The following is a 22679-nucleotide window of genomic DNA, read 5'->3' on the forward strand; positions in this document are numbered from 1 at the left end:
GCAAATTCATACAATTTTAAAACTATAACGTTTTAGTTTTGTAATAAATAGCAATGTGATAAAAAAGTGGGGCGAAAACAGAACTTAATCTATTCTGTGGCCGATTTAACGGATATATAATTGGGCAATACCTCTGCTTTTTCTTGCTCAGGTTGCTCTTCAAGAAGGTCGTTTTCCTTTTCTGGTTTTTTAAACAGTTTTCGAAGCAACTCTTTAAAGGTATCAAAATCTACATTATAGGAAAGTCCCACGCCCTGCGTATAGCCAATGGCCTCTCCAAAATTTCGGATACTATTTTCGCGGTTGAATACTTTGGCCGTTAGGGTTCCTTCTTCATTTAAAAGAAAATCTATTTCCACATCGCCTGCCACAACCGTTTCCGTAGCGCCACCAACCGGAACACCGACCTTACCGTTTATCAATACGCGGTCACTGATTTGTGTTTGCAAAGTAACGCCAACTCTATCATCGGTTTGATAATCTGGTCTGTTTTGTCCCGCTTCGTAATTTAAACCAATATTGATTTTACTATCACCATTCGTAAAAATTCCATTAATGATACCATTAAGTCGTTCGGCGATGGTACCTGAGAAATTAAGCTCATTAAGTCCTCTGGAAAACGACCCTGTGGATATTAAATAAAGTGCCTGGTTTTGCCTGTCGTTTGGTGACTCTAACCTATATTGAAGCTCAGATTTTACCGTTGAGTTTACATTGGGAAACTCAAAACTAAACTCCGGATTGGGTTGCTCCAAGTCACCCGTTAACTCAATATTCAATTCGACCGGAATACTTCGGTTAATCGGGTTGTCCAGCAATGGCGACGGGTTGGCCTGCGTTTTATAAATGGCCAACATATCTATTTGAGCTTTTAGAGGGTCGCCGTCCCAGGCAATAGTTCCTCCAGGTTGCACGATAAACTCTTTTTGGATTAATCCACCATAGGCGAAATTATAAATACCTTCGAATACCGCAAAATCACCCCACATATCAAATTTACCATTGGTGTTTATTTCTACCAACAAACCACCACGACCTCGACCTTTAAGTGAATGCCCTGTGTTTTTATCAATAATGATTTCCACTTCGGCATCTTCAGTGACATCCAAATCAAAATCCAGTTCCAATCCCTGCAATTCCTCAAAAACAATCTCAGCGCCTTCTTTTCTAGCTTCTTTTTCTTCCTTGGTAATAAAATGGATGAATGAATTATCGCCAAAAGACTCAGCATCAGTCAATGGTATTTTAAAAACAGTGCCTCGTTTAGTTTCCCCAACAACACTAATCACCAATTGCTCTGTTGGGCCGGTTAGGTTAGCCCTTCCTCCAATAAATCCAGTGCCATAATAAAGGGCGTCTTCGGTTTCCTTGGTATCTAAAACTAACAAACGTGGCGTACTGATATCCAGCCCCAAACTCCAGTTGGAAAAGTTTATATGACTCAAAGTACCATTCAACAATGCTTTTGAATCATACTTGGTATCTGTCAACCTGATATTATTGAAGACAAATGTTTGATCCTTTAAATTAACCGAGGCATTGTTATTAAAACCATAATCAACATTTAAATAAGGAATGCCCATACCGCCATTATTGAGCCTTAAATCGCCATTAATATCTGGTCGTCTTAAATCGCCAACTACTTTAACTGCTCCAGTTACGTCTCCTCGAATATTTGATAGGACTCCATCCAACAATGGATTCAATGGAAATAAATTGAATTTATTAAAATCGAGCGATACATTGATGTTGGATTGCGTTCCCAAAACGTTGATATCGCCTTTTGCACTAAAGGATTTTTGTTCATCATCCTTTATGGCAATATCAACAACATAATCGGTTAGGGATTCGTTTCCGGTGATGGTGGCATCAAATGACCCCAAGAGAAAATCATTCACCGTAAAATCGTCTATTAATATGGTTGAATTGGGCAGGTAACTTCCATTTTTTTGGAGAATGTCCAGTTTTCCGTTTATGTTTCCTGCCAGCGATAAACTATCAATGTCTGGGGTTACTTTGGCTAAATCAACATTTGTGAAATTCAACCTGATGTCCTTCTGCGTGGAATCTTTAAGAAAACCTGAAAGCTTAATCTCCTCTTTTTTATGATTAATCTTAAACTTGTCGATATCCAATTTCGTTAATTTTTTATCGAACGCTATTTTATGGAATTTATCCTGATCTTCATTGATGAACCATTTGTTATCCTTGATAGTTACATCAGATTTTTTGAACCCAATTACTGATTCGTTTTTTTCGTTTATAGTATGGTAAAAACTTAAATTATAGCTATCGCTACTTTGTTTCCCTCCATTAAACTCCGAACGCATAAACAGCGTATCGTTAACGGTTACATTAATAAGGTTGAACTTGGAAACCTGGTAATATTTGGCATCCAAACTATCAATCTCTACATAGGTATTGAAAAGCGGATTACTATTATCTACCTGTAATTCAATATTTTGCACATAGTAATCCAATAATTTAATCATGGGCGATTTGAAGGTGAGCTTAAACCGTTCTTCTTCACTTTCAACCCTGCCGCGTATAAAGGTATTTTTACCAAGTTCGATATCCGGAAAAACCACCTCAACAATTTTATTATAAATCTTAAAATTAAAATCGATGCTCTGGTTGGTCTTCACCTCATGGGGAATATAGTTGGTGTAAATATGCCCAATAGAGTTTTCAAATAATTTCTTTAAATCTTTTAAAAAGAAGCGGCCTCTTAAATTACCTTCAATGATATCGGGCGATTTGAACTCAACGAACCTAATATTGTCTTCAAAGCGAGAAGAAACATCAAACTCATCAAAAGTATAGCTATCAAATTCATTTCTATAAACTGTGTTCTTAAAGGATATTCTACCATATGCATCATCTAAACTGCTACTATTCATGTTCATTCTCACCTTACTGCTAAAACTCGAGATACTATCTCTTTTTACAAAATTCATGGCATTAAGGTTGGCATAGTCCACATCTGCCTCAAAATCATATTTTTTAACAGCTTCGGAGAAATCTACCAATCCGTTAAATTTCAATTTTAGATTGTTGTCGTTCACAAGCAGAAATCCATCAAAAATCTTGTTTCTTACGTTTCCAGCAACTTTTATGTTCTGGTAGTTGTATTTGTTATATTCCAGTTGAAATATATCTCCTTTTACCTGTGTATCAATAGTTTTAGTAACAAAACCCTTTCCATTTACATCAAAATCCAACGAGGCTACACCCACATTTGGGTCGTTTAAAAAGGTTCCGAAATCGAAGTTCTCAAAAATAATCTTCCCTCTATAATCGGCATTATCTATATCATTAACATTGGTGATTTTAAGGTTGGAATCTACAAAACCAAGTTCTGTATCGGTTTGAATATTAGCGATGACCGTAGAAGATGTAATTTGTGAATTACCTACTATGGTAAAATTACCAAGCCTGTCAAAAGAACTGGGGATGGCATTCCCCAACACATTTGGAAGTAAGGATTTTAAATCTTTGTAAGTTGACGACAGATTGCTAAAATCACCGTTCATATAAAAGTTGCCAGGCTCTTTGTTGAATAGGTTTTTGAACTTAATATCGCCGTAAACCAAAGTCCTTGTGCTAGTGGTCAATTTTAGGTTATTGGCTTGCAAATCGTTTAGAGTTCCTGATAAATCAACATCGAATCTCGCCGATTGATTGGCGCCAAACTCATTGTAAAAGGTATTTAGCTCGTCCAATGAAACATTAGATCCATCAAAACTGGCCGATACCAAAACTTTGTCCTCAAAAAATTGTAAATCTTCCCGGTTATAAGAAAACTTTAAATTCCCTTTTAAAATGGAAAGTGGCGTATTAATTTGAAGATTTCCAAAAGTCATATCCGTTAAGGTATAACTAAAGTTGGTCATTAAATTTTTAACCACTACGCCCCTACTGTCCTCAAAAGCCAAAGTGTTTATCCTGGCACTTACATCGCTTCCGTTTATTAAAAAATTGGTGGCATTAATGTTTAAATCGTTGAAGTGGAGTCTTTCAACAGTTTCCCTGTTTTCATCAGATAAAAGAAATTTGCTATCGTATATAGAAACATCGCTTGACGACAATAAAAATCCGCTTTTCTCCTTTCTAGGATTATCGCTTTCAAACTTGCGCACAAAAATATCCAAGTTAGTTTCGGTTGTGTCTTTGTAGGTTTTTATGTTGAATAAAAGCTTTTCGATATCAATATCACCAAAATTCAATTTCCCATTAATTAAATTTCTAACGTTAATGATAGACGTATTTAGCTCCTTAATGCTTATAAGTGTATCTTGTTTGTAGTCTTCAATGTAAATGTTTTTCAGCTCAACATCTCCATTAAACTGAAGGCTAACGCGGTCTATATTGATGTTTGTGTTGAATTCTTCATTCAAACGTTTTGTGGCATAATTCCCCAAACCGGTTTGAACAAAAGGTATAGACAATACGAGCACCAAAATGATGAACGACATGAGCAGAATGCCCAATACTTTATATAATATTTTGAAGAATTTTTTGATACGCTTAAAGTTATAACTTTGTTATGAATAAACTACTTTTGTAATTACGAGAAAAACCAGTGATTGAGATGTTTATTCGTTTTCAAAATTAACAATTATTGTGCCTAATATTTATTAATGTCCTTACAAAATATTTTTATCCTAGGAATTGAGTCTTCATGCGACGATACGGCGGCTTCTGTAATGCATAACGGACGCATTTTAAGCAATGTGGTTGCCAACCAAAAAATACATGAGGAATATGGCGGTGTGGTACCAGAATTGGCCTCTCGGGCACATCAGCAAAACATAGTTCCCGTGGTACACCAAGCCCTTAAAAAAGCCAACGTCAGTAAAGAACAATTGAACGCCATTGCTTTTACCAAAGGTCCCGGTTTAATGGGCAGTTTGTTGGTAGGCACTTCGTTTGCCAAGTCTTTGGCCTTTGGACTCAATATTCCACTTATTGATGTGAACCACATGCAAGGCCATATTTTGGCGCATTTTATTGATGAAGAAGGCTATGAAAAACCGCCTTTGCCTTTTATGGCCATGACCATTTCTGGTGGACATACACAAATTGTGAGGGTAGATAATTATTTTGACATGACCGTTATAGGTGAAACCATCGATGACGCTGTTGGTGAAGCTTTTGATAAAAGCGGGAAGATTTTAGGTTTGGGCTATCCTGCTGGGCCTGAAATAGACAAGCGAGCGAAGTTGGGCAATCCCAAAGCCTTTAAATTTACCAAACCAAAGGTTGATGGTTTGAATTTTAGTTTTTCCGGACTAAAAACGGCCATTTTGTATTTTGTGCAAAAGGAAACCAAAACCAACTCTAATTTTATTGAAGAAAACCTCAACGACATTTGTGCTTCAATACAGCATACCATTATTGGCATTTTGATTGATAAATTGAAACAGGCATCAAAAGAAACAGGCATAATGCATATTGCCATTGGCGGTGGGGTTTCGGCTAATTCGGGAATACGTCAAGCACTAAAAGACGGTGAAAAAAAATTCGGATGGACTACCTATGTGCCAAAATTTGAATTCACTACGGATAACGCCGCCATGATAGCCATTGTGGGGCATTTAAAGTATTTGGAAGGAGATTTTGCTCAGCAGGATGTTGTGGCTTCGGCGAGGTTGAAAATATAAATAGGACATTTATACAAATAATTTTTGAAGTTCTAGAAAATCATAACCGAATTCGCTAGAAAATTAAATTGTTTTATATTCGTTTGATGCAACTCTTCTATAATCCCGAAATAACGGAACAAACAACAGAATTCACTTTTGATAAAGAAGAAAGCAGGCATATTGTAAAAGTATTGCGCAAATCTGTTGGAGACCAAGCACACATCACCAACGGAAAAGGAAGGCTGTTTACTGTTGAAATTGCCAATGTGAACATTAATAAATGTACGGCTCTCGTGGTTTCAAAAACACTTCAACCAAAGAAAGATTACAACCTGCATTTGGCTGTGGCACCAACAAAAATGAACGATCGCTACGAATGGTTTTTGGAAAAAGCCACTGAAATCGGCATCGATACCATAACCCCGATTATTTGTGACCACAGCGAGCGCAAGGTTGTGAAGTTGGAGCGCTTTCAACGTATTTTGCAATCGGCCATGAAACAGAGTTTAAATTGCTATTTGCCCGAATTGCATGAGGCTATTTCGTTTTCTGAATTTATCGATCAGGATTTTGAAGGGGATTTATTCATCGCCCATTGCGAAGAGACCGACAGAAAGTCGTTAAAGCAGCAACTAAAACCAAAAACGAACGTCACTATTTTAATTGGTCCTGAAGGTGACTTTTCGCTTAAAGAGATTGAAAAAGCCCTTGAAAATAATTATATTCCTGTAACTTTGGGAGACACGAGATTACGCACCGAAACAGCAGCTATTGTAGCGTGCCATTCTGTTGCATTTACCAATGAATAACATGAAAAAAGTTGTATTACTTTTAATTTTTCAATTTTCACTTTTAAGTTTAAACGCTCAAGAACTGGCCGTTTTAAAATACAAAGGCGGAGGCGATTGGTACAGTAACCCCACGGCCTTATCTAACCTCATAGCATATTGCAATAGTAACATCAATACTAAAATCAACGCAAAACCCGAAACTGTTGAAGTAGGAAGCATTGATATTTTTCAATATCCGTTTTTGCATATGACCGGGCACGGTAATGTGTTTTTTAGTGAGGCTGATGCCGAAAATCTTCGCAATTATTTGCTCTCAGGAGGTTTTTTACATATAGACGACAATTACGGCATGGAACCTTACATTACTAAAGAACTAAAAAAAGTTTTTCCGGATAAAGATTTAATCGAGCTACCTGGAAACTATCCTATCTTCAGTATTGCATATCCATTCCCCAACGGTTTACCGAAAATCCATGAACACGATGGAAAAAGTCCGCAAGCATTCGGTATTTTTGATGAAAACAGATTGGTTTTATTGTTTACTTATGAAAGTGATTTGGGAGATGGTTGGGAAGACCCCGAAGTACATAACGACCCCGCCGATGTTCGAGAAAAAGCCCTGAAAATGGGTGCGAATATTGTTAAATATGCTTTTGAAAACTGAGCATTTTCTTGCAACGGCGCAAAGACCCAAAGTTTACTAATTAATGACTGCTAACTGCTAACTAAAATGCAACTGACTCACTACAATACCTACTTTAAAAAACACACATTCCCGATTACTGTAGTTTGCGATAACGTTACCAATGCCACAAACATTGGTAGTTTGTTCCGGGTTTGCGATGCATTTGGTGTTGAAAAGCTAGTACTTTGTGGGGAGCATATTCCCATGGGCAGAAAAATGACAAAAACCTCTAGGGCAACCGAAAAAGTTTTGGATTTTGAAATTAAACCGTCAGCTTCAGAGGTTGTTGAATCCCTAAAAACAGAAGGCTATAAAATTATTTCATTGGAAATTACTTCAACTAGCCAACCCCTTAACAACTTTCAATTTTCTAAAGAAAAACCCATAGCTTTAATTGTTGGCGATGAAAATTTTGGGGTTTCAGAAGACATCTTGGAAAAATCTGATGCTATTATCCATATTGATATGTTTGGACAAAACAGCAGTATGAACGTTGTTCAGGCCACCAACATTACTTTATATGAAATGACCCGGCAGTTATTATAAACCGTTTTATATATTTACTGAATGAACTCCAACACTATCTCAAATGGCATCTTAAAAGCGGTAGGCATTATTTTAGGCATTGCCCTAATCCTTTGCTTTTTATATAAAATACAATCCGTTATTGGCTATGTGGCCATTGCTGCCGTGATTTCACTTATAGGGCGACCAATAGTATTGTTTTTGGAACGTCGATTAAAATTTAAAAACACCATTGCCGTCGTTGTCACCATGGTACTTTTACTCGGTGTTTTTGTAAGCTTGGTTGGTTTGTTTATTCCCTTGGTTATCAAACAAGGGCATAATTTATCGCTGTTGAATATTGAGGAATTGCAGGGCAATATTGAAAATTTGTATTCCCAAATCATAACCTATTTTGATTTGCATCAAATTGATATTGAGCAATCTATAAAGGATTCCAATCTACTTACAAATATTGATTATTCCTTAATCCCGAACTTTTTAAACTCCATTATTAGCGGCTTAGGCAACTTTAGCATTGGTCTGTTTTCGGTAATTTTTATATCGTTTTTCTTTTTAAAGGACAGCAGATTATTTGAAAGTGGTATTATGACCTTTATTCCTGACGATAAAGAGTCTCGCTGGAAAACCTCATCAACAAAAATTAAAGACTTACTTTCTCGATACTTTGTTGGCCTTATTTTTCAAATCTTGATTCTTTTCATCATTTACACCATTGGTTTGCTCATAATCGGTGTAGAAAATGCCATCGTAATCGCTTTTTTATGCGCTTTGTTAAACCTTATACCTTACGTTGGGCCGCTGATTGGTGCTTTTTTAATGCTTACCTTAACCATGACCAGCAATTTAGGTCAAAGTTTTAGTACAGTTATCTTACCTAAAACCTTTTGGGTATTTTTTGTTTTTGCCATCGGCCAATTGGTGGACAACTTTGGAAGCCAACCCATTATTTTTTCGAAAAGTGTGAAGTCGCACCCTTTAGAAATATTTTTGGTTATCCTCATCACCGGCATCTTATTTGGTATTATTGGGCTTATCTTGGCCGTTCCTGCTTACACTGCCATTAAGGTGATATTAAAAGAATTTTTGTCGGAAAACAAGATTGTAAAAAAATTGACAAAAAACTTGTAGTTTTACTTGAATTATTTTATTTTAAATACTGATACTCAAGAGTTTATTAATAACAACTTAAACTCGGATATTACACCCATTTTGTTAAAGGGAACTGATTTCCCTACCGTAGAAACTAAAGAAATCATCGAGCAAATTGAAGCTAAAAAACGATGTGAAAAGAAACTGCCAACCTGGTTTAATGCGGCAAATATTTACTACCCCAATAAGCTGAATATTGAGCAGACTTCTTCTGAAGTTACAGCGAAATACAAATCGGAATTGATAAAAGGCGAATCCATTATCGATTTAACAGGAGGTTTTGGGGTAGATTGTTTCTATTTTTCAAAATACTTTAAAACGGTTGAGCATTGTGAAATAAATGAATCTCTTTCAAAAATCGTTCATCACAATGATAAGCAACTTTACATAAAAAATATTACAACCATTAATGTTGACGGCATCGAATATTTAAAAAATTCAACAAAAAAATACGATTGGATTTACATAGACCCTTCAAGACGAAACGATAATAAGGGCAAGGTTTTCTTCCTTAACGATTGTTTACCAAACGTGCCAGAGCATATCGATTTGTTATTTCGACATTCAAAAAATATATTGATTAAAACATCGCCGTTATTGGACATTTCTGTTGGCATTGGCGAATTAAAACATGTTAAAACCATTCATGTTGTTGCTGTAAATAATGAAGTAAAAGAATTGCTATGGATTTTAGAAAAAGACTATAGTGGCTCTATTTCAATAGAAACCGTTAACCTTAAAAAAACAAAAAACGAGTTTTTTAAGTTTTTATTTGATGACGAAAAGAAATTGGAATCGGAATATCGTGCACCGCTCACTTACTTGTATGAACCTAATAGCTCCATTTTAAAAGCAGGCGGGTTTCATTCGGTATCAAATCAGCTATCTGTTTATAAGCTTGGTCGTCACGCTCATTTATACACCTCTCATGAACTTTTGGACTTTCCAGGGCGCACATTTAAAATTGAAAAAACAGTTCCATATAACAAGAAGGAAATAAAAGCATCGGGCATTATCAAGGCCAATATCACTACTCGAGATTTCCCGGAAACGGTTCAAAATATTCGTAAAAAGCTTAAAATAAAAGATGGTGGTGATATCTATTTGTTTTTTACCACCGCCATCGATAATAACAAGTGTATTATTATCGCTAAAAAACAATAAAGTTTTATTGCATGGGCACTTCTATAAATAAAACATTGGAATCTGTTTCAGCTTTAATTTCAAAGGAATCCGTTTTGGAGACGCCTATGGCATCACGGGTATTTAACGTGTTGCCATCAACATGAATTTCTCCGTTAATGTTCATTACATAAACACCGTGGTTTTCACTAATTAAATCATAGTTCAACGTTTTTCCTTCATCTAAATCTATCCCCGATATTTTGGCATCTTGATGGATTTTTAAACTGCCCTCATGGCTTTCATCAATTGACGTTACCAAAACCTGAAGTTTGTTTTTTCGGTCCTCGGCTTCAAACCTCTTTTGGTCGTAACGCGGACTTACATTTCGCTTATTGGGAATAATCCAAATTTGGAACAGACTTAAATATTCATCTGACGAACCATTTATTTCGGAATGTTGCACACCGGTTCCAGCACTCATTACCTGAACCTCGCCGGGAACGACGGGTTGCCAATGGTTATGCATTGAATCACGATGCTTTAAAACCCCTTTTAACGGAATGGTTATAATTTCCATATTGTCATGGGGATGTGTTCCAAAACCCATTTTGGGTGCTATAACGTCATCATTTAAGACCCTTAATGCCCCAAATTGAATTTTTTCGGCATCAAAAAAGCCTGCAAAACTGAATGAATGGTTTGCTTGCAACCAACCGTGGTTGGCAAAACCCCTATCTTTTGCTCTGTGAATTATTGTTTTCATATTTTCTATCCTTTCCCTTTAAATTATCTCATTTTATCAAGCAAGTTGCTAACCTGTTCAGCTTCTTCCTCACTTAAGTTTTGTAACAGTTTGGCGTTGAATGTATTTGGAATATCATTAAGTAAACCGATACCTTTTTCGGTAATCGCTATTTTAACCACCCGCCTATCGTGTGGCGATGGCAAACGTTCAATATAATTTTTAGCGCACAATTTATCCATTAAACGCGTTGCATTTGGCGAACGCTCTATCATTCTATTTTTTATGGTTTGTACATTCAATGCCTCGCCAGCACCTCTTAATATTCTTAAAATATTGTATTGCTGTGGCGATATCCCATACGTTTTGAAAAATTCGTTTTGATGACTATTAATCCAATTTGCCGTGTAAACAATATTGATTAATGCCTTCGTGCGGTTGTTCTCAAATTTTGAATTTATGTCTTTTGAAATATCTCCCATAACGTTCAGTTTTTAATTCAAAAACCTAAAGAGCTTCTTGAAATGCTTTTACCTTTGATTTTAATTCCTCGTTCAATTCTTCATTGCTGATTCTTCCATTGGAAAAGTTATCATTAAATAGCGGCAGCGAAAAAACATCAATAATATTGGCATCATGGTAAGGAAACCTGTTTTGCGCTATACCCAAAACTGATTTACCTCCTCTTCCGCCTGTTGATGTGGCCATGAGCAACATAGGTTTTCCAAAAAAGGTTTTGCTTTCTAAACGAGACATCCAATCCAACAAGTTTTTAAAGACTGTAGCATAGGCTCCATTGTGCTCTGCCAAAGACAAAACAATACCGTCTGACTCTTTAATTTTATTTAAAAATTTATGGGCGTTATTTGGCTGTCCGCCAAGTTGCTTTTCTAAATCCACCCCAAAAATTGGCAATTCGTAATCATTTAAATCTAAAACATCAACCTTGGCATGTTTAACCAAACTAGATGCATAGGCTACCAATTGCTTGTTTATTGAATTACTGCTGTTACTGCCCGCAAAGGCTATAATCTTCTTCATGATTCGCTTCTTTTTGAGCAAAGATACAATGAAATTATTTATATTCCAAGGAATATATTTCCATGTTATATATTTTGTGATTTTATTAACATAATTAATCCATTTCAAATCTTAAATAATCAGATTCCTGTTTTCACGGGAAGGTCAACTTTTGTACATTAGCCCTAAACTGTCTTACATGGATATCAACTTCAATAAAAACGAAGACCACAACAAACTTTTGCTGTCAGAATTAAATAAACGCTTAGCAAAAATACACCTTGGCGGTGGCAAAAGTAGAATTGAAAAACTGCACGAAAAAGGCAAAATGACTGCCAGGGAGCGCATTAATTATTTGCTCGATGATAAACATAAATCCATTGAAATTGGGGCATTTGCCGGTGAAGACATGTACAAAGAGCATGGAGGTTGCCCATCGGGTGGTGTCGTGGTCAAAATAGGCCATATAAGAGGAAAGCAATGCATTGTTGTGGCCAACGATGCCACGGTTAAAGCAGGTGCATGGTTTCCCATTACGGGAAAAAAGAATTTGAGGGCCCAAGAAATCGCCATTGAAAACAGGTTGCCAATTATCTATTTAGTAGATTCTGCTGGAGTTTATCTACCTATGCAGGATGAGATTTTCCCAGATAAAGAACATTTTGGTCGCATCTTTAGAAACAATGCGGTTATGAGCAGCATGGGTATTACACAAATTGCAGCCGTTATGGGGAGCTGTGTTGCTGGTGGCGCCTATTTGCCCATTATGAGTGACGAAGCACTTATTGTTGATAAAACGGGAAGCATTTTTTTAGCGGGAAGTTATCTGGTTAAAGCTGCTATTGGTGAAACTATTGATAATGAAACCTTAGGAGGCGCAACAACACACTGCGAAATTTCCGGGGTTACTGATTACAAAGCGAAAGACGACAAGGATGCCTTAGATACTATAAAAAATATTATTGATAAAATTGGTGATTTCACGAAAGCGGGATTTAACAGAGTTGAAGAAAAAAAACCAAAAGAAAACACCGAGGATATTTATGGGATTATCCCGAAATCCAGAGCAGACCAATACGACATGTATGAGGTTATAAAACGTTTGGTCGACAATTCCGAATTTGAGGAATATAAAGTGGGTTACGGACAAACCATCATTACTTGCTATGCCAGAATTGATGGCTGGGCTGTTGGTATTGTGGCCAACCAACGCAAATTGGTAAAAACCAAAAAAGGTGAAATGCAATTTGGTGGCGTTATTTACAACGATAGTGCTGATAAAGCCACAAGATTTATTGCCAATTGCAACCAAAAGAGAATTCCATTGGTGTTTCTGCAAGACGTAACCGGTTTTATGGTGGGCAGCAAAAGTGAGCACAGTGGCATTATTAAAGATGGCGCAAAAATGGTGAATGCCGTTAGTAATTCGGTTGTGCCAAAGTTCACCGTAATTATTGGTAACAGTTATGGAGCTGGAAATTATGCCATGTGTGGCAAAGCTTATGACCCTCGACTTATAGTGGCTTGGCCAAGTGCCGAACTCGCTGTGATGAGCGGTAATTCTGCCGCAAAAGTTTTGTTACAGATTGAAAAAGCGTCACTTGAAAAACAAGGTGAAAAAATAACCAAAGACAAGGAAGCCGAATTATTCAATAAAATTAAGGACCGATACGATAACCAAGTTTCACCCTATTATGCTGCGGCACGTATTTGGACCGACGCAATCATAGACCCTCTAAATACCCGAAAATGGATTAGTATGGGCATTGAAGCTGCCAACCACGCCCCTATTGAGAAACCCTTTAACATGGGGGTTTTGCAAGTTTAATTTTCTAATCTCATCAAAATTCAGTAACTTATTGATTGAAAATCAACAAATTCAATCATGGATACAATAAAAACCTTGAATAAGTGGGCCAATGCGCACACTTATTTGCCCCTTGACTTGTTACGCGTTGCACTGGGAGCCTTTTTATTTTATAAGGGCATTAATTTTATGTCAGACAGTGCTATGCTGATGGATCTTTTTAAACCCATGCAAAATATGGCCGGAGGCATGGTTTTGGTTCATTACCTTGCCCCAGCACATTTTATTGGCGGTCTTTTAATAGCTTTTGGACTTTTGACCCGTTGGACTATTATTGCCCAATTACCCATTTTAATTGGCGCAGTTGCCATTAATTTTGTTGGCGAAATGAATTCAGGTAATTTAACAATGGCTTTAATAACCCTATTGGCCTGTGCTTTCTTTTTGGTTTACGGTTCCGGTAAGCATTCGTTAGATTATTATTTTAAAATGCAGAAGTAAACTATAAATGGTGGTTACTAAATATTTAGCAACCACCATTTTTTAACCTATAATAATCTTTTGTTACTTTATCTCAGTACTAAAGGGAAACAACAATTGAATTCCTTTCCTTTGGGCCATAGCTTTTACTTCCTTCATAAGTTTATAGTTTTCCTCACCCAATTCATCTTTTAAAATGGTTTCCTTGGTTTTTGCTAAACCAAATTTTTCAAGGATTTCTTCAAGATTTCTCCTGAAAATCGGCAATTCCTTAATTTGGTAATCTTCTATGCTAGCAGCTTCAGCGGCACGTTGCAAGGCCAAATCCAGTCCACCAAGTTCATCAACAAGACCATTTTTTAAAGCATCTGCTCCGGTCCAAACCCTTCCTTGTGCCACAGATTCAACATGTTCCAAGCTTATACCTCTTCCGTCAGCAACCCGTTTTGAGAACAATTCATATGTACCTAAAATGCTTTCTTGAAAAAATTGACGTTGACCATCATTTAAAGGCTCGAAGAAACTATAGGTTACGGCATTTTTGTTAGTGGCAACTTGTTCTGCATTAATGCCCATATTATCGGCCAAACCTTTCCCATTAGGCAAAATACCAAATACACCAATACTTCCGGTAACTGTTGTAGGTTCCGCTATGATTTTGTCAGCATTACAAGAAATATAATAGCCTCCCGAAGTAGCCATATCGCCCATAGAAACAATAACCGGTTTTACTTGTTTGGTAAGTTCAACCTCTCGCCAAATAAGCTCGCTTGCCAAAGCGCTCCCTCCTGGCGAATTAACTCGAAGTACAACTGCCTTAACCCTATTGTCTTCCCTGGCTTCAACCAAGGACTTACTCATCGTACCTTGACCAACGGCATTTTGATTGCCTTCACCATAAATAATTTCACCTTCAGCATAAATTACGGCAATTTTGTTCTTGCTGTAATTGTGCATTTTTGTTGCGGCGTATTGCGCATAATCTTCTACGGTTACGGTTTCAACATCTTCATTAATGGCAATACCCACGGCTTTTTTAATGCCATTCATATACTCATCATAATACCCTATTTTATCAATAAGGCTGGTCGCTTTTGCCATTTCTGGGGTTCTAGCCAACAAACTATCAGCAATTATATCAAGTTGTTCTACGGACAGGTTTCTACTTATTGAAATGTCCTTTTTAATTTCATCCCATAGAGAATTTAAATATGCTGAAATCTGTTCGCGGTTGTTATCGCTCATTTTGCTATCCAAAAACGGTTCAACGGCCTCTTTATACTTGCCAAGTCTCACAACTTCCATCTTAAAGCCCGACTTTTCCTGAAAATCCTTAAAATACAATCGCTCTGAATATAAACCTTTAAACTCCATTATTCCAGCAGGATTGATGTAAATGGTATCTGCGACAGAGCTTAAATAATAATCTTTTTGGGTATAAATATCTGAATATGAAACAATAAACTTGCCAGACTCCTTAAACTTCAATAAAGCACCTCGAAGTGCTTTGGTTTGCGAAATACCTGCATCTATAAAATTATTGTCTATTGAAATGCCTTTAATATTGTCGTCCGTTGCGGCATAATTGATGGCATCAATAATATTGAAAAGTCCGTTCTTTTCATTTTCATTTAAAAAAGGATAATCGTCGTACTCTACTTTTCCCGCATAATCCTTTATTGGAAAATCAAGCCGTAATTCAAGAACTGCGTTTGGCTTTACCTTTACCACTTCATTGGGGTCATTTCCAAAAAGGGCACCTAAAATAATGAGACAGAAAAAACAAATGATTAAAAAAACAAAAATACCGGTAACGGTAGACAAAACGCGCTTTAAAAAATCCATGGAATTATATTTTCTATATCAGTATTAAAAAAATAAATAATGTTACGCTGGGTGGCTAGATATTTATCATTTTTAATGTTTTCTTTCGATGGATTTTTCCAGATGAAGTTTCCTTAAATTTTGGAACAGCAATAACCTCCTTCGGTTTTTCATATTTGTCCAAAACATCAAAAATAGAACGATCTAAGCTATCTTCTTTAGCTTCCAAAACTAAAATCAGTTTTTCACCTAAAGTATCGTCTGGTTTTGAAGCAATAAAAAATTCACCTTTTATTTTATTTTGAAGTTTCTTTTCAATCTGTTCGGGGAACAATTTAATTCCTCCAGAATTCACAACATTGTCATACCTGCCCAACCATTCAAAACTGGTTTCTGAATGCAATTTTACAACATCGTTAGTAACAATTTTTTTATCAGAAAGTTGTGGTGCATCAATAACCAAACAGTTTCTTTCATCTTGCGAAACCTTTATTTCGGGCAATGTGTTGAAATAAGAAGTTTCTATTGACTCAGATTCCGTAAAATTATTTAATTTTTTAACGGCAATATGCGACACTGTTTCCGTCATGCCATAAGTTTCATAAACCATCGGCTTTTTATCTTGAATGGACTCAATAATAACTTTGGAAACCATGCCGCCACCAACAATAACTGTTTTGATGCTATTCAGGTATTTAGCAAAGTTTTTAAGTTGCATTGGTGTAAAAGCACAGAAGGTGTAATCTTTTTCGTAATCAATTAACGGAAGTGCGGCAGGCTCAGTCATATCCAATTCGAGACCTAACATAATAGCCCTGACAATCATCATTTTCCCTGCTATAAAATTTGAGGGCAAACAATTTAGCACCTTATCACCGGGTTGTAAATTAAAAAAGTCCCCAGTGGCTATGGCAGAGTTTACCATGGCCTGCTTTTTTATTTTTATACTTTTTGGCTTTCCTGTAGAGCCAGATGTTTTGACGACCACATAATCATGCCTATCTAGCCAATCCAATAAAAAATTACCCAATTCTTGCTGATAAGGCTCCCCTTCCTTAACATAACTATAGGCAATTTCCATAAGGTCATCATATTTATAACTTAAGCCATCTAGTTTGAACTTAAGGTGAACGTTTGTATAATTTGGTATCATATTTAATCTAAAATTTTATAATCTTCTTCTGGTGGCTCAACAACAGTTCCGAGTAGTTTCTCTCCCCAATTGGTCCATTTATATTTCTTACCTAGTATAAACAACAAAATTGGAAAAACAACAAATACAGGCACAAATATTTCAGTTATGGCCATTTCGGAAGGGTCGGACATATCTTTTAAAATAGAATCCGTTTGAAAGGCCGTCCAATCTGCAGTTACCAATAGTGCCGTAAATAAATTGTTGGCCGCATGAAAACCAAGGGCTAACTCCAAGCCATCATCCATAAGAGTAATTATACCCAAAAACAATCCTGTTCCAATGTAATATACCATAATAACATAGCCCAATTTTTCAACCTCTGGATTGGCTATGTGAAGTAATCCAAAACCTAACGAAGTGAATAAAAGTGGCAGCCATTTATTTTTAAATATTATGCCAAATCCCTGCATCAAATACCCACGAAACAAATATTCTTCGAAGCTGGTTTGTAACGGAATCAATAAAAAAGCAATCACTGCCAAAATTAAAAATGGCTTTAACTGAAAGTTTAGTTGGTAATCTTCGGGGCTGAAAAAATAATCAGCCAACACAAAACCTATTGAAACAATACCCCAAAGAATAAAAATAAACCAAAAGCGCTTCCAATCTATCTTAGGTCGAGCTGTTGTTAAACTTTTTAAAGATTGCTTGTGCAACGCCTTAGCAGAGACAAAAACCCCTACCAAACCAAAAACAAATGAAATCAGCATTAGAAACAGAAAAAGATTGCTTCCCAAAAGAGCTATCATTTCAGGAATGTCAGTCGGTATTTGCTCTGCACCTCCTCCAAAACTTTTTATTACTATGGCTGCACCTAATGGTGTCATTCCAATAATCTGCCATGAAACAAATACTATTAGAGCACCTATTAAATAACGCCACCACTCATGTAACCCCTTAAATGCTTGAGCTATATACATATATCATTAATTTAACACCATAAATTTTCTAAATTCCAAGTTTTATTTTTTTGGTACTGCAATGTACCATTTTTTACCTGTAAAGGGCAACTAAAATTATTGATAAATAAACCGCCCGTACCCAAGCCCTGTGGTAAACTACTATGTTTTTTATAGGTATATTGGGCAATGGCATTTAAACCAATGTTACTTTCTAAAGCGCTGGTAATCCACCAACCAATATTTTGGTTTTCAGCCGTATCAATCCACTCATCGGTTCCATTAAAACCACCAACTAAGCTGGGTTTTAAAATAATATATTGGGGATTTATGATTTGAAGCAACTCCTTTTTATTTTTCAAGGAAAAAACCCCTATTAATTCTTCATCAAGGGCTATGGGCAATGGTGCTACTTCGCACAACCATGCCATTTCATCAATCTGCCCTTGCTTTATGGGCTGTTCTATGGAGTGCAGGTCGTAATCTGATAAAATTTTCAGCTTTTCCAAAACCTCTTTTGGTGAAAATGCCCCGTTGGCATCTGCCCTCAATTCTATTTCTTTTGATGAAAAGTCTTTTCTAATGGATTTTATCAAATTGACCTCAGACTGAAAATCAATCGCCCCAATTTTCATTTTTATACAACTGAAACCCGCTTCAATTTTATCTTGAATCTGCTTTTTCATAAAGGCCTCGTCACCCATCCAAATTAACCCATTAATTGGAATACTATCTTCACTTTTCGTAAATTCTGAAGGATATAATTCAAATGAATCTTTGCTTTCCAAGGATAAAAAAGCCATTTCCAATCCAAATTGAATGCTGGGATATTCCGTTAATTGTCCTAATAAAAAATCCAATCCGGAATCTATTTGTTCACAGGCCCATTTTAATTTTTGTTCGTAATCTGGTTTATCGTCTGCTGAAAGCCCTCTGAACAAACCACATTCCCCAATACCCAGTTTGTTTTCTGTTTTTAATACAATGAACCAGGTTTCTTTGGTCTTCAATATACCGCGGGAAGTACCACTGGCTTGTTTAAAATTTAAAATGTATTGCTGGTAAGTGGCATGTATCATTTACAGTTCTATATGCTCTCCTATTTCAAGAAGCATTAAATCTTTATCCTTTTCAAAAAACTTGCGTTTGGCTTCTTCATGATCAATTTCAATATATCCGAATGTATCATAATGACAACCCAAAACTTTGTCACATTCAACAAAATCACTCGCAATTATGGCATCATCAATACCCATGGTGAAATCATCCCCAATGGGTAAAATAGCCAAATCCAATTTAATTTGTAGCGGAATCAATTTCATATCATAAGTTAAGGCTGTATCTCCAGCGATGTAGATGTTTTTGCGTTCGCCTTCCAGCACAAAACCACCTGGATTACCTCCATAGCTTCCATCAGCGAAAGAGGAAGAATGAACAGCATTAACATATTTTACAGTACCAAACTCAAAATCCCACTTACCACCATGGTTCATAGGGTGTCCATCTAAACCCAAGTTTTTGTAGTGTGTAACGATTTCAAAGTTTGAAATGATAATAGCTTCAGTTCGTTTTGCTATGCCCGTAACATCAGCGGTATGGTCATTATGTGCATGGGTTAACAGAATATAATCTGCTTCGATATTATTAATATCGATGTTTGAAGCTTTTGCATTTGGGGTAATGAATGGGTCTACTAAAAGATTAACATCATTAATCTGGATTCCAAAACAAGAATGTCCGTAAAATGTGATTTTCATCGAAAAAAATTTAAATCATTAATTTACAAAAATTCTAGAATAAATGACCTATCCCCATCAATATTGCCAATACAACCGTTGTAAGAGCCAATTTTTTTAATTCTGGATCCAAATTTTTAGGATTTTCAGTTGTATTCACCTTTTTTAAATGAAAAATAAGAGGCAAGTAAGCTACTGCAAAAATTAAATTAAATGGTGAAGTGTAGTACAAAACGCCAAACAAACCAGATGAACCCATAGCCAATATAATTAGGAAATTATGATAAAGCTTAACACTTTTTTCGCCTAATTTAACGGCCAAAGTTATTTTGTTTGACTGTTCATCAGACTGCCTATCACGCATATTGTTTAGGTTTAATACAGCCGTACTTAGAAGACCAATTGTAATTGCTGGCAGAAATGTAACATGATCAAGTTGTTTGGCATAAAGCACATAACAGCCAATAACGCTGACCAACCCAAAAAAAGCAAATACAAATATATCGCCCAAACCCCTATATCCATATGCGTTTTTACCAATGGTGTACCGCAAAGCAGCTCCAACGGAAGCTACACCCAAAACAAAAAATGTCATAGTAAGCCAAAAATGCTTTGTGCCCAAGGCCAAAAAAATAAGGGCGAAGGCTAAGCCAATTGAAATAAGCACGTTTATTTTTATGGCATTATAAAGTTCTTCCGGTGAAATTTTACCCGATTGTATGGCTCGTTCTGGACCAATTCTATTTTCGTTATCTGTACCTTTAACCCCGTCACCATAATCGTTTGCAAGATTGGAAAGTATCTGAAAACTCAATGTTGTTAGTATGGCCAAAACAAAGATTTCCCATTTAAAAACCCCGTTATAATATGCCAAACATGAAGCAAGAATAATACCCGAAATTGATAATGGGAGTGTTCTTAAACGAATAGCCGAAACCCATATAGAAATTTTCTGATTTATGGAATCCATTTTTTATCAAAATTCGGTTTGCGCTTTTCAAGAAATGCATTTCGTCCTTCTTTGGCTTCATCAGTCATATAAGCCAGTCGGGTTGCTTCACCCGCAAAAACCTGTTGACCGACCATACCGTCATCTGTGAGGTTCATGGCAAATTTTAACATTTTAATAGAAGTTGGCGACTTGGCCAATATTTCTTGAGCCCATTGATAGGCTGTTATTTCGAGTTCGTCGTGAGGCACAACAGCATTGACCATGCCCATATCAAAGGCTTCCTGTGCAGAATAATTTCTACCTAAAAAAAAGATTTCCCTCGCTTTTTTCTGGCCGACCATTTTGGCCAAATAAGCCGATCCATAGCCACCATCAAAACTTGTAACGTCCGCATCCGTTTGTTTAAAAATGGCATGTTCTTTACTAGCCAAAGTTAAATCGCAAACTACATGTAAACTATGTCCGCCACCAACCGCCCAGCCCGGTACGACTGCTATGACCGCTTTTGGCATGAAACGAATTAAACGCTGTACTTCTAATATATTTAATCTGTGATAGCCATCTTCTCCAACATACCCTTGATGTCCGCGTGCTTTTTGGTCACCACCACTACAAAAAGAATACACACCATCTTTAGTGGAAGGACCCTCTGCCGACAACAAAACCACACCAATATTTACATCTTCATTGGCATCATAAAAGGCATCGTATAATTCACTGGTTGTTTTGGGGCGAAATGCATTTCGAACATTGGGTCTATTGAAAGCAATTCTAGCTACTCCATTAAACTTTTTGTAAGTGATATCTTGATATTCTTTGGCTATAACCCATTTTGGTTCCTCCATAGTCTATTTTATTTATGCCAAAAATAAATTTTATTTCAAGAAATAGCAGTCAAATGATAAAAAAACAGCAATAATTGAGCTTTTAAAATTTATATACGCGGAACTTAATATCACTATTTATTAAGCAAAAACAACTGATTCAATTAGGTCTTATAAAGTCAATTTTCATCTAAAATTAATACTTTATCAAAAAACATGTTAACATATTAGTAAATGTGCAATATTTCAGAAAAAACAAAGTGAATGTAGGAAAAATACATAAATAGGTTTTCTGCTTGTTGTTTTGTAGTATTTATGTTATTAAATTTGAGAGGACAAAAATTTTAAACTTTAATCTTTTTGCCTAAAGAACTAAAACCCAACCGCCTATGACAATAACAATTACCCTTGTTCTTTCAACACTTATTACCATTAACTTTTTATTACTTAAGTTTAGTTGTAATAAAACACCTAGAAAATCAGGAATAAATAAAAGGCCTGTTATTCTTAAATTGGAAGATCAACCTATTATTTTAGCTCCTACAGGAAGTTAAGATTTGGTTTAGTAAATCGATTTATATTCGCCTTTTGGCGTGTGTATTGCATTTTTTACCACTGAATTGGCTTTTTGCCAATAAAATTTAGCCACTTATTGGTGTTGCTGAAACTCTTGTTTCCAAACCAAAACCCTCTATTGGCACTTAATGGTGACGGGTGGCCCGAAGTAATTATTTTATGTTTATTATTGTTTATTAAATTTGCCTTTTTCTTTGCGAAACCACCCCAAAGCAAAAACACAACATCCTGCTTTTTACCACTGATTACTTTTATAACAGCATCTGTAAATATCTCCCAACCTTTATTTTGGTGACTTCCGGCTTCGTGGGCTCTAACCGTTAAAGTTGCATTGAGCAATAATACCCCTTGATCTGCCCAACGCTCTAAATTTCCGGTTTTTGGATATGGAATTCCTATATCGGTTTCAATTTCCTTAAAAATATTTATTAAAGAAGGTGGATGAGCAACACCGTCATTAACCGAAAAGCATAAACCATTGGCTTGGCCATGACCGTGATAGGGATCTTGCCCAATAATCACAACTTTTACATCCTCAAAATGACAATGGTTAAACGCATTGAATATTTGATTTCCAGGAGGAAAACATTTGTGGTCTTTGTATTCGGATTTTACAAAGTCGACTAGGTTTTTGAAATAAGGTTTATTGAATTCTTCTTCCAAATAAGGTTTCCAACTTTCGTGAATAGTGACATCCATTA

20 protein-coding genes are annotated in these 22679 nt (G+C 36.2%); 8 read left to right on the top strand and 12 right to left on the bottom strand.

What is annotated here, in order from left to right:
• Positions 1-89: 89 nt before the first annotated feature.
• Positions 90-4490, bottom strand: coding sequence for a translocation/assembly module TamB domain-containing protein (locus ACB104_RS01125; protein ID WP_370476435.1), 4401 nt, complete (start codon positions 4488-4490; stop codon positions 90-92).
• 150 nt (positions 4491-4640) lie between these two features.
• Here ACB104_RS01125 and tsaD point away from each other — a divergent pair, with 150 nt between their 5' ends.
• The 6 genes from tsaD to ACB104_RS01155 all read left to right on the top strand — a co-directional run bounded on the left by tsaD (position 4641) and on the right by ACB104_RS01155 (position 9962).
• Positions 4641-5663, top strand: coding sequence for a tRNA (adenosine(37)-N6)-threonylcarbamoyltransferase complex transferase subunit TsaD (gene tsaD, locus ACB104_RS01130; RefSeq protein ID WP_370476436.1), 1023 nt, complete (start codon positions 4641-4643; stop codon positions 5661-5663).
• A gap of 86 nt (positions 5664-5749) precedes the next feature.
• Positions 5750-6454, top strand: coding sequence for a 16S rRNA (uracil(1498)-N(3))-methyltransferase (locus ACB104_RS01135; protein WP_370476437.1), 705 nt, complete (start codon positions 5750-5752; stop codon positions 6452-6454).
• A 1-nt stretch (position 6455) separates the two neighbouring features.
• The gene (locus ACB104_RS01140; RefSeq protein WP_370476438.1) at positions 6456-7100 is read left to right on the top strand and encodes a DUF4159 domain-containing protein; all 645 of its coding nucleotides are present in this window, start codon (positions 6456-6458) and stop codon (positions 7098-7100) included.
• 66 nt (positions 7101-7166) lie between these two features.
• The gene (locus ACB104_RS01145) at positions 7167-7667 is read left to right on the top strand and encodes a TrmH family RNA methyltransferase (protein ID WP_370476439.1); all 501 of its coding nucleotides are present in this window, start codon (positions 7167-7169) and stop codon (positions 7665-7667) included.
• 21 nt (positions 7668-7688) lie between these two features.
• Positions 7689-8777, top strand: coding sequence for an AI-2E family transporter (locus ACB104_RS01150; RefSeq protein ID WP_370476440.1), 1089 nt, complete (start codon positions 7689-7691; stop codon positions 8775-8777).
• 6 nt (positions 8778-8783) lie between these two features.
• Entirely contained in the window at positions 8784-9962 is a 1179-nt protein-coding gene (locus tag ACB104_RS01155; protein WP_370476441.1) for a THUMP-like domain-containing protein, read from the top strand.
• Positions 9963-9966: 4 nt separating this feature from the next.
• On the opposite strand, the gene ACB104_RS01160 is transcribed toward ACB104_RS01155, so the two are convergent.
• From ACB104_RS01160 to ACB104_RS01170, 3 genes are read right to left on the bottom strand one after another with little or no spacing between them, the layout of a single operon-like run.
• Positions 9967-10686, bottom strand: coding sequence for a pirin family protein (locus tag ACB104_RS01160; protein ID WP_370476442.1), 720 nt, complete (start codon positions 10684-10686; stop codon positions 9967-9969).
• 23 nt (positions 10687-10709) lie between these two features.
• Positions 10710-11147: a MarR family winged helix-turn-helix transcriptional regulator gene (locus ACB104_RS01165; RefSeq protein ID WP_370476443.1), complete on the bottom strand. Its 438-nt coding sequence runs from the start codon at positions 11145-11147 to the stop codon at positions 10710-10712.
• 25 nt (positions 11148-11172) lie between these two features.
• Positions 11173-11706, bottom strand: coding sequence for an NADPH-dependent FMN reductase (locus ACB104_RS01170; RefSeq protein WP_370476444.1), 534 nt, complete (start codon positions 11704-11706; stop codon positions 11173-11175).
• 178 nt (positions 11707-11884) lie between these two features.
• Between ACB104_RS01170 and ACB104_RS01175 the strand changes: the two genes are divergently transcribed.
• Positions 11885-13513: an acyl-CoA carboxylase subunit beta gene (locus ACB104_RS01175; RefSeq protein ID WP_370476445.1), complete on the top strand. Its 1629-nt coding sequence runs from the start codon at positions 11885-11887 to the stop codon at positions 13511-13513.
• A gap of 57 nt (positions 13514-13570) precedes the next feature.
• Positions 13571-13993: a DoxX family protein gene (locus ACB104_RS01180; protein ID WP_370476446.1), complete on the top strand. Its 423-nt coding sequence runs from the start codon at positions 13571-13573 to the stop codon at positions 13991-13993.
• A 63-nt stretch (positions 13994-14056) separates the two neighbouring features.
• Here the strand turns inward: ACB104_RS01180 and sppA are convergent, their stop codons facing one another.
• From sppA to ACB104_RS01220, 8 genes are all read right to left on the bottom strand, one after another.
• The gene (gene sppA, locus ACB104_RS01185; protein ID WP_370476447.1) at positions 14057-15817 is read right to left on the bottom strand and encodes a signal peptide peptidase SppA; all 1761 of its coding nucleotides are present in this window, start codon (positions 15815-15817) and stop codon (positions 14057-14059) included.
• Between the two features lie 55 nt (positions 15818-15872).
• Complete coding sequence (locus ACB104_RS01190; RefSeq protein ID WP_370476448.1) at positions 15873-16949, bottom strand: AMP-binding protein; 1077 nt, start codon at positions 16947-16949, stop codon at positions 15873-15875.
• 2 nt (positions 16950-16951) lie between these two features.
• Entirely contained in the window at positions 16952-17911 is a 960-nt protein-coding gene (locus ACB104_RS01195) for a CPBP family intramembrane glutamic endopeptidase (RefSeq protein ID WP_370476449.1), read from the bottom strand.
• Positions 17912-17922: 11 nt separating this feature from the next.
• Positions 17923-18969 carry an o-succinylbenzoate synthase gene (locus ACB104_RS01200; RefSeq protein WP_370476450.1) on the bottom strand — a complete coding sequence of 349 codons (1047 nt, stop codon included), beginning with the start codon at positions 18967-18969 and terminating at the stop codon, positions 17923-17925.
• Positions 18970-19647: a metal-dependent hydrolase gene (locus ACB104_RS01205; RefSeq protein ID WP_370476451.1), complete on the bottom strand. Its 678-nt coding sequence runs from the start codon at positions 19645-19647 to the stop codon at positions 18970-18972.
• Between the two features lie 34 nt (positions 19648-19681).
• Positions 19682-20596: a 1,4-dihydroxy-2-naphthoate octaprenyltransferase gene (gene menA / locus ACB104_RS01210; RefSeq protein ID WP_370476452.1), complete on the bottom strand. Its 915-nt coding sequence runs from the start codon at positions 20594-20596 to the stop codon at positions 19682-19684.
• Positions 20584-21423: a 1,4-dihydroxy-2-naphthoyl-CoA synthase gene (locus tag ACB104_RS01215; RefSeq protein ID WP_370476453.1), complete on the bottom strand. Its 840-nt coding sequence runs from the start codon at positions 21421-21423 to the stop codon at positions 20584-20586. Before ACB104_RS01215 ends, menA begins: the two co-directional genes overlap by 13 nt.
• A 588-nt stretch (positions 21424-22011) precedes the next feature.
• A complete protein-coding gene (locus ACB104_RS01220; protein ID WP_370476454.1) occupies positions 22012-22677 on the bottom strand; it encodes a uracil-DNA glycosylase in 666 nt (221 codons plus the stop codon).
• Between the last annotated feature and the right edge of the window lie 2 nt (positions 22678-22679).

The sequence above is a fragment of the Tamlana flava genome (assembly GCF_041287255.1).
In the GTDB taxonomy this organism is placed as follows: Bacteria; Bacteroidota; Bacteroidia; order Flavobacteriales; family Flavobacteriaceae; genus Tamlana; species Tamlana flava.

What these genes read in the sequence shown, in the direction of transcription:
- tsaD (WP_370476436.1), top strand. Translation starts at nt 4,641, where the DNA reads ATGTCCTTACAAAATATTTTTATCCTAGGAATTGAGTCTTCATGCGAC.
- ACB104_RS01135 (WP_370476437.1), top strand. Translation starts at nt 5,750, where the DNA reads ATGCAACTCTTCTATAATCCCGAAATAACGGAACAAACAACAGAATTC.
- ACB104_RS01140 (WP_370476438.1), top strand. Translation starts at nt 6,456, where the DNA reads ATGAAAAAAGTTGTATTACTTTTAATTTTTCAATTTTCACTTTTAAGT.
- ACB104_RS01145 (WP_370476439.1), top strand. Translation starts at nt 7,167, where the DNA reads ATGCAACTGACTCACTACAATACCTACTTTAAAAAACACACATTCCCG.
- ACB104_RS01150 (WP_370476440.1), top strand. Translation starts at nt 7,689, where the DNA reads ATGAACTCCAACACTATCTCAAATGGCATCTTAAAAGCGGTAGGCATT.
- ACB104_RS01160 (WP_370476442.1), bottom strand. Translation starts at nt 10,686, where the DNA reads ATGAAAACAATAATTCACAGAGCAAAAGATAGGGGTTTTGCCAACCAC.
- ACB104_RS01165 (WP_370476443.1), bottom strand. Translation starts at nt 11,147, where the DNA reads ATGGGAGATATTTCAAAAGACATAAATTCAAAATTTGAGAACAACCGC.
- ACB104_RS01170 (WP_370476444.1), bottom strand. Translation starts at nt 11,706, where the DNA reads ATGAAGAAGATTATAGCCTTTGCGGGCAGTAACAGCAGTAATTCAATA.
- ACB104_RS01175 (WP_370476445.1), top strand. Translation starts at nt 11,885, where the DNA reads ATGGATATCAACTTCAATAAAAACGAAGACCACAACAAACTTTTGCTG.
- ACB104_RS01180 (WP_370476446.1), top strand. Translation starts at nt 13,571, where the DNA reads ATGGATACAATAAAAACCTTGAATAAGTGGGCCAATGCGCACACTTAT.
- sppA (WP_370476447.1), bottom strand. Translation starts at nt 15,817, where the DNA reads ATGGATTTTTTAAAGCGCGTTTTGTCTACCGTTACCGGTATTTTTGTT.
- ACB104_RS01190 (WP_370476448.1), bottom strand. Translation starts at nt 16,949, where the DNA reads ATGATACCAAATTATACAAACGTTCACCTTAAGTTCAAACTAGATGGC.
- ACB104_RS01195 (WP_370476449.1), bottom strand. Translation starts at nt 17,911, where the DNA reads ATGTATATAGCTCAAGCATTTAAGGGGTTACATGAGTGGTGGCGTTAT.
- ACB104_RS01200 (WP_370476450.1), bottom strand. Translation starts at nt 18,969, where the DNA reads ATGATACATGCCACTTACCAGCAATACATTTTAAATTTTAAACAAGCC.
- ACB104_RS01205 (WP_370476451.1), bottom strand. Translation starts at nt 19,647, where the DNA reads ATGAAAATCACATTTTACGGACATTCTTGTTTTGGAATCCAGATTAAT.
- menA (WP_370476452.1), bottom strand. Translation starts at nt 20,596, where the DNA reads ATGGATTCCATAAATCAGAAAATTTCTATATGGGTTTCGGCTATTCGT.
- ACB104_RS01215 (WP_370476453.1), bottom strand. Translation starts at nt 21,423, where the DNA reads ATGGAGGAACCAAAATGGGTTATAGCCAAAGAATATCAAGATATCACT.
- ACB104_RS01220 (WP_370476454.1), bottom strand. Translation starts at nt 22,677, where the DNA reads ATGGATGTCACTATTCACGAAAGTTGGAAACCTTATTTGGAAGAAGAA.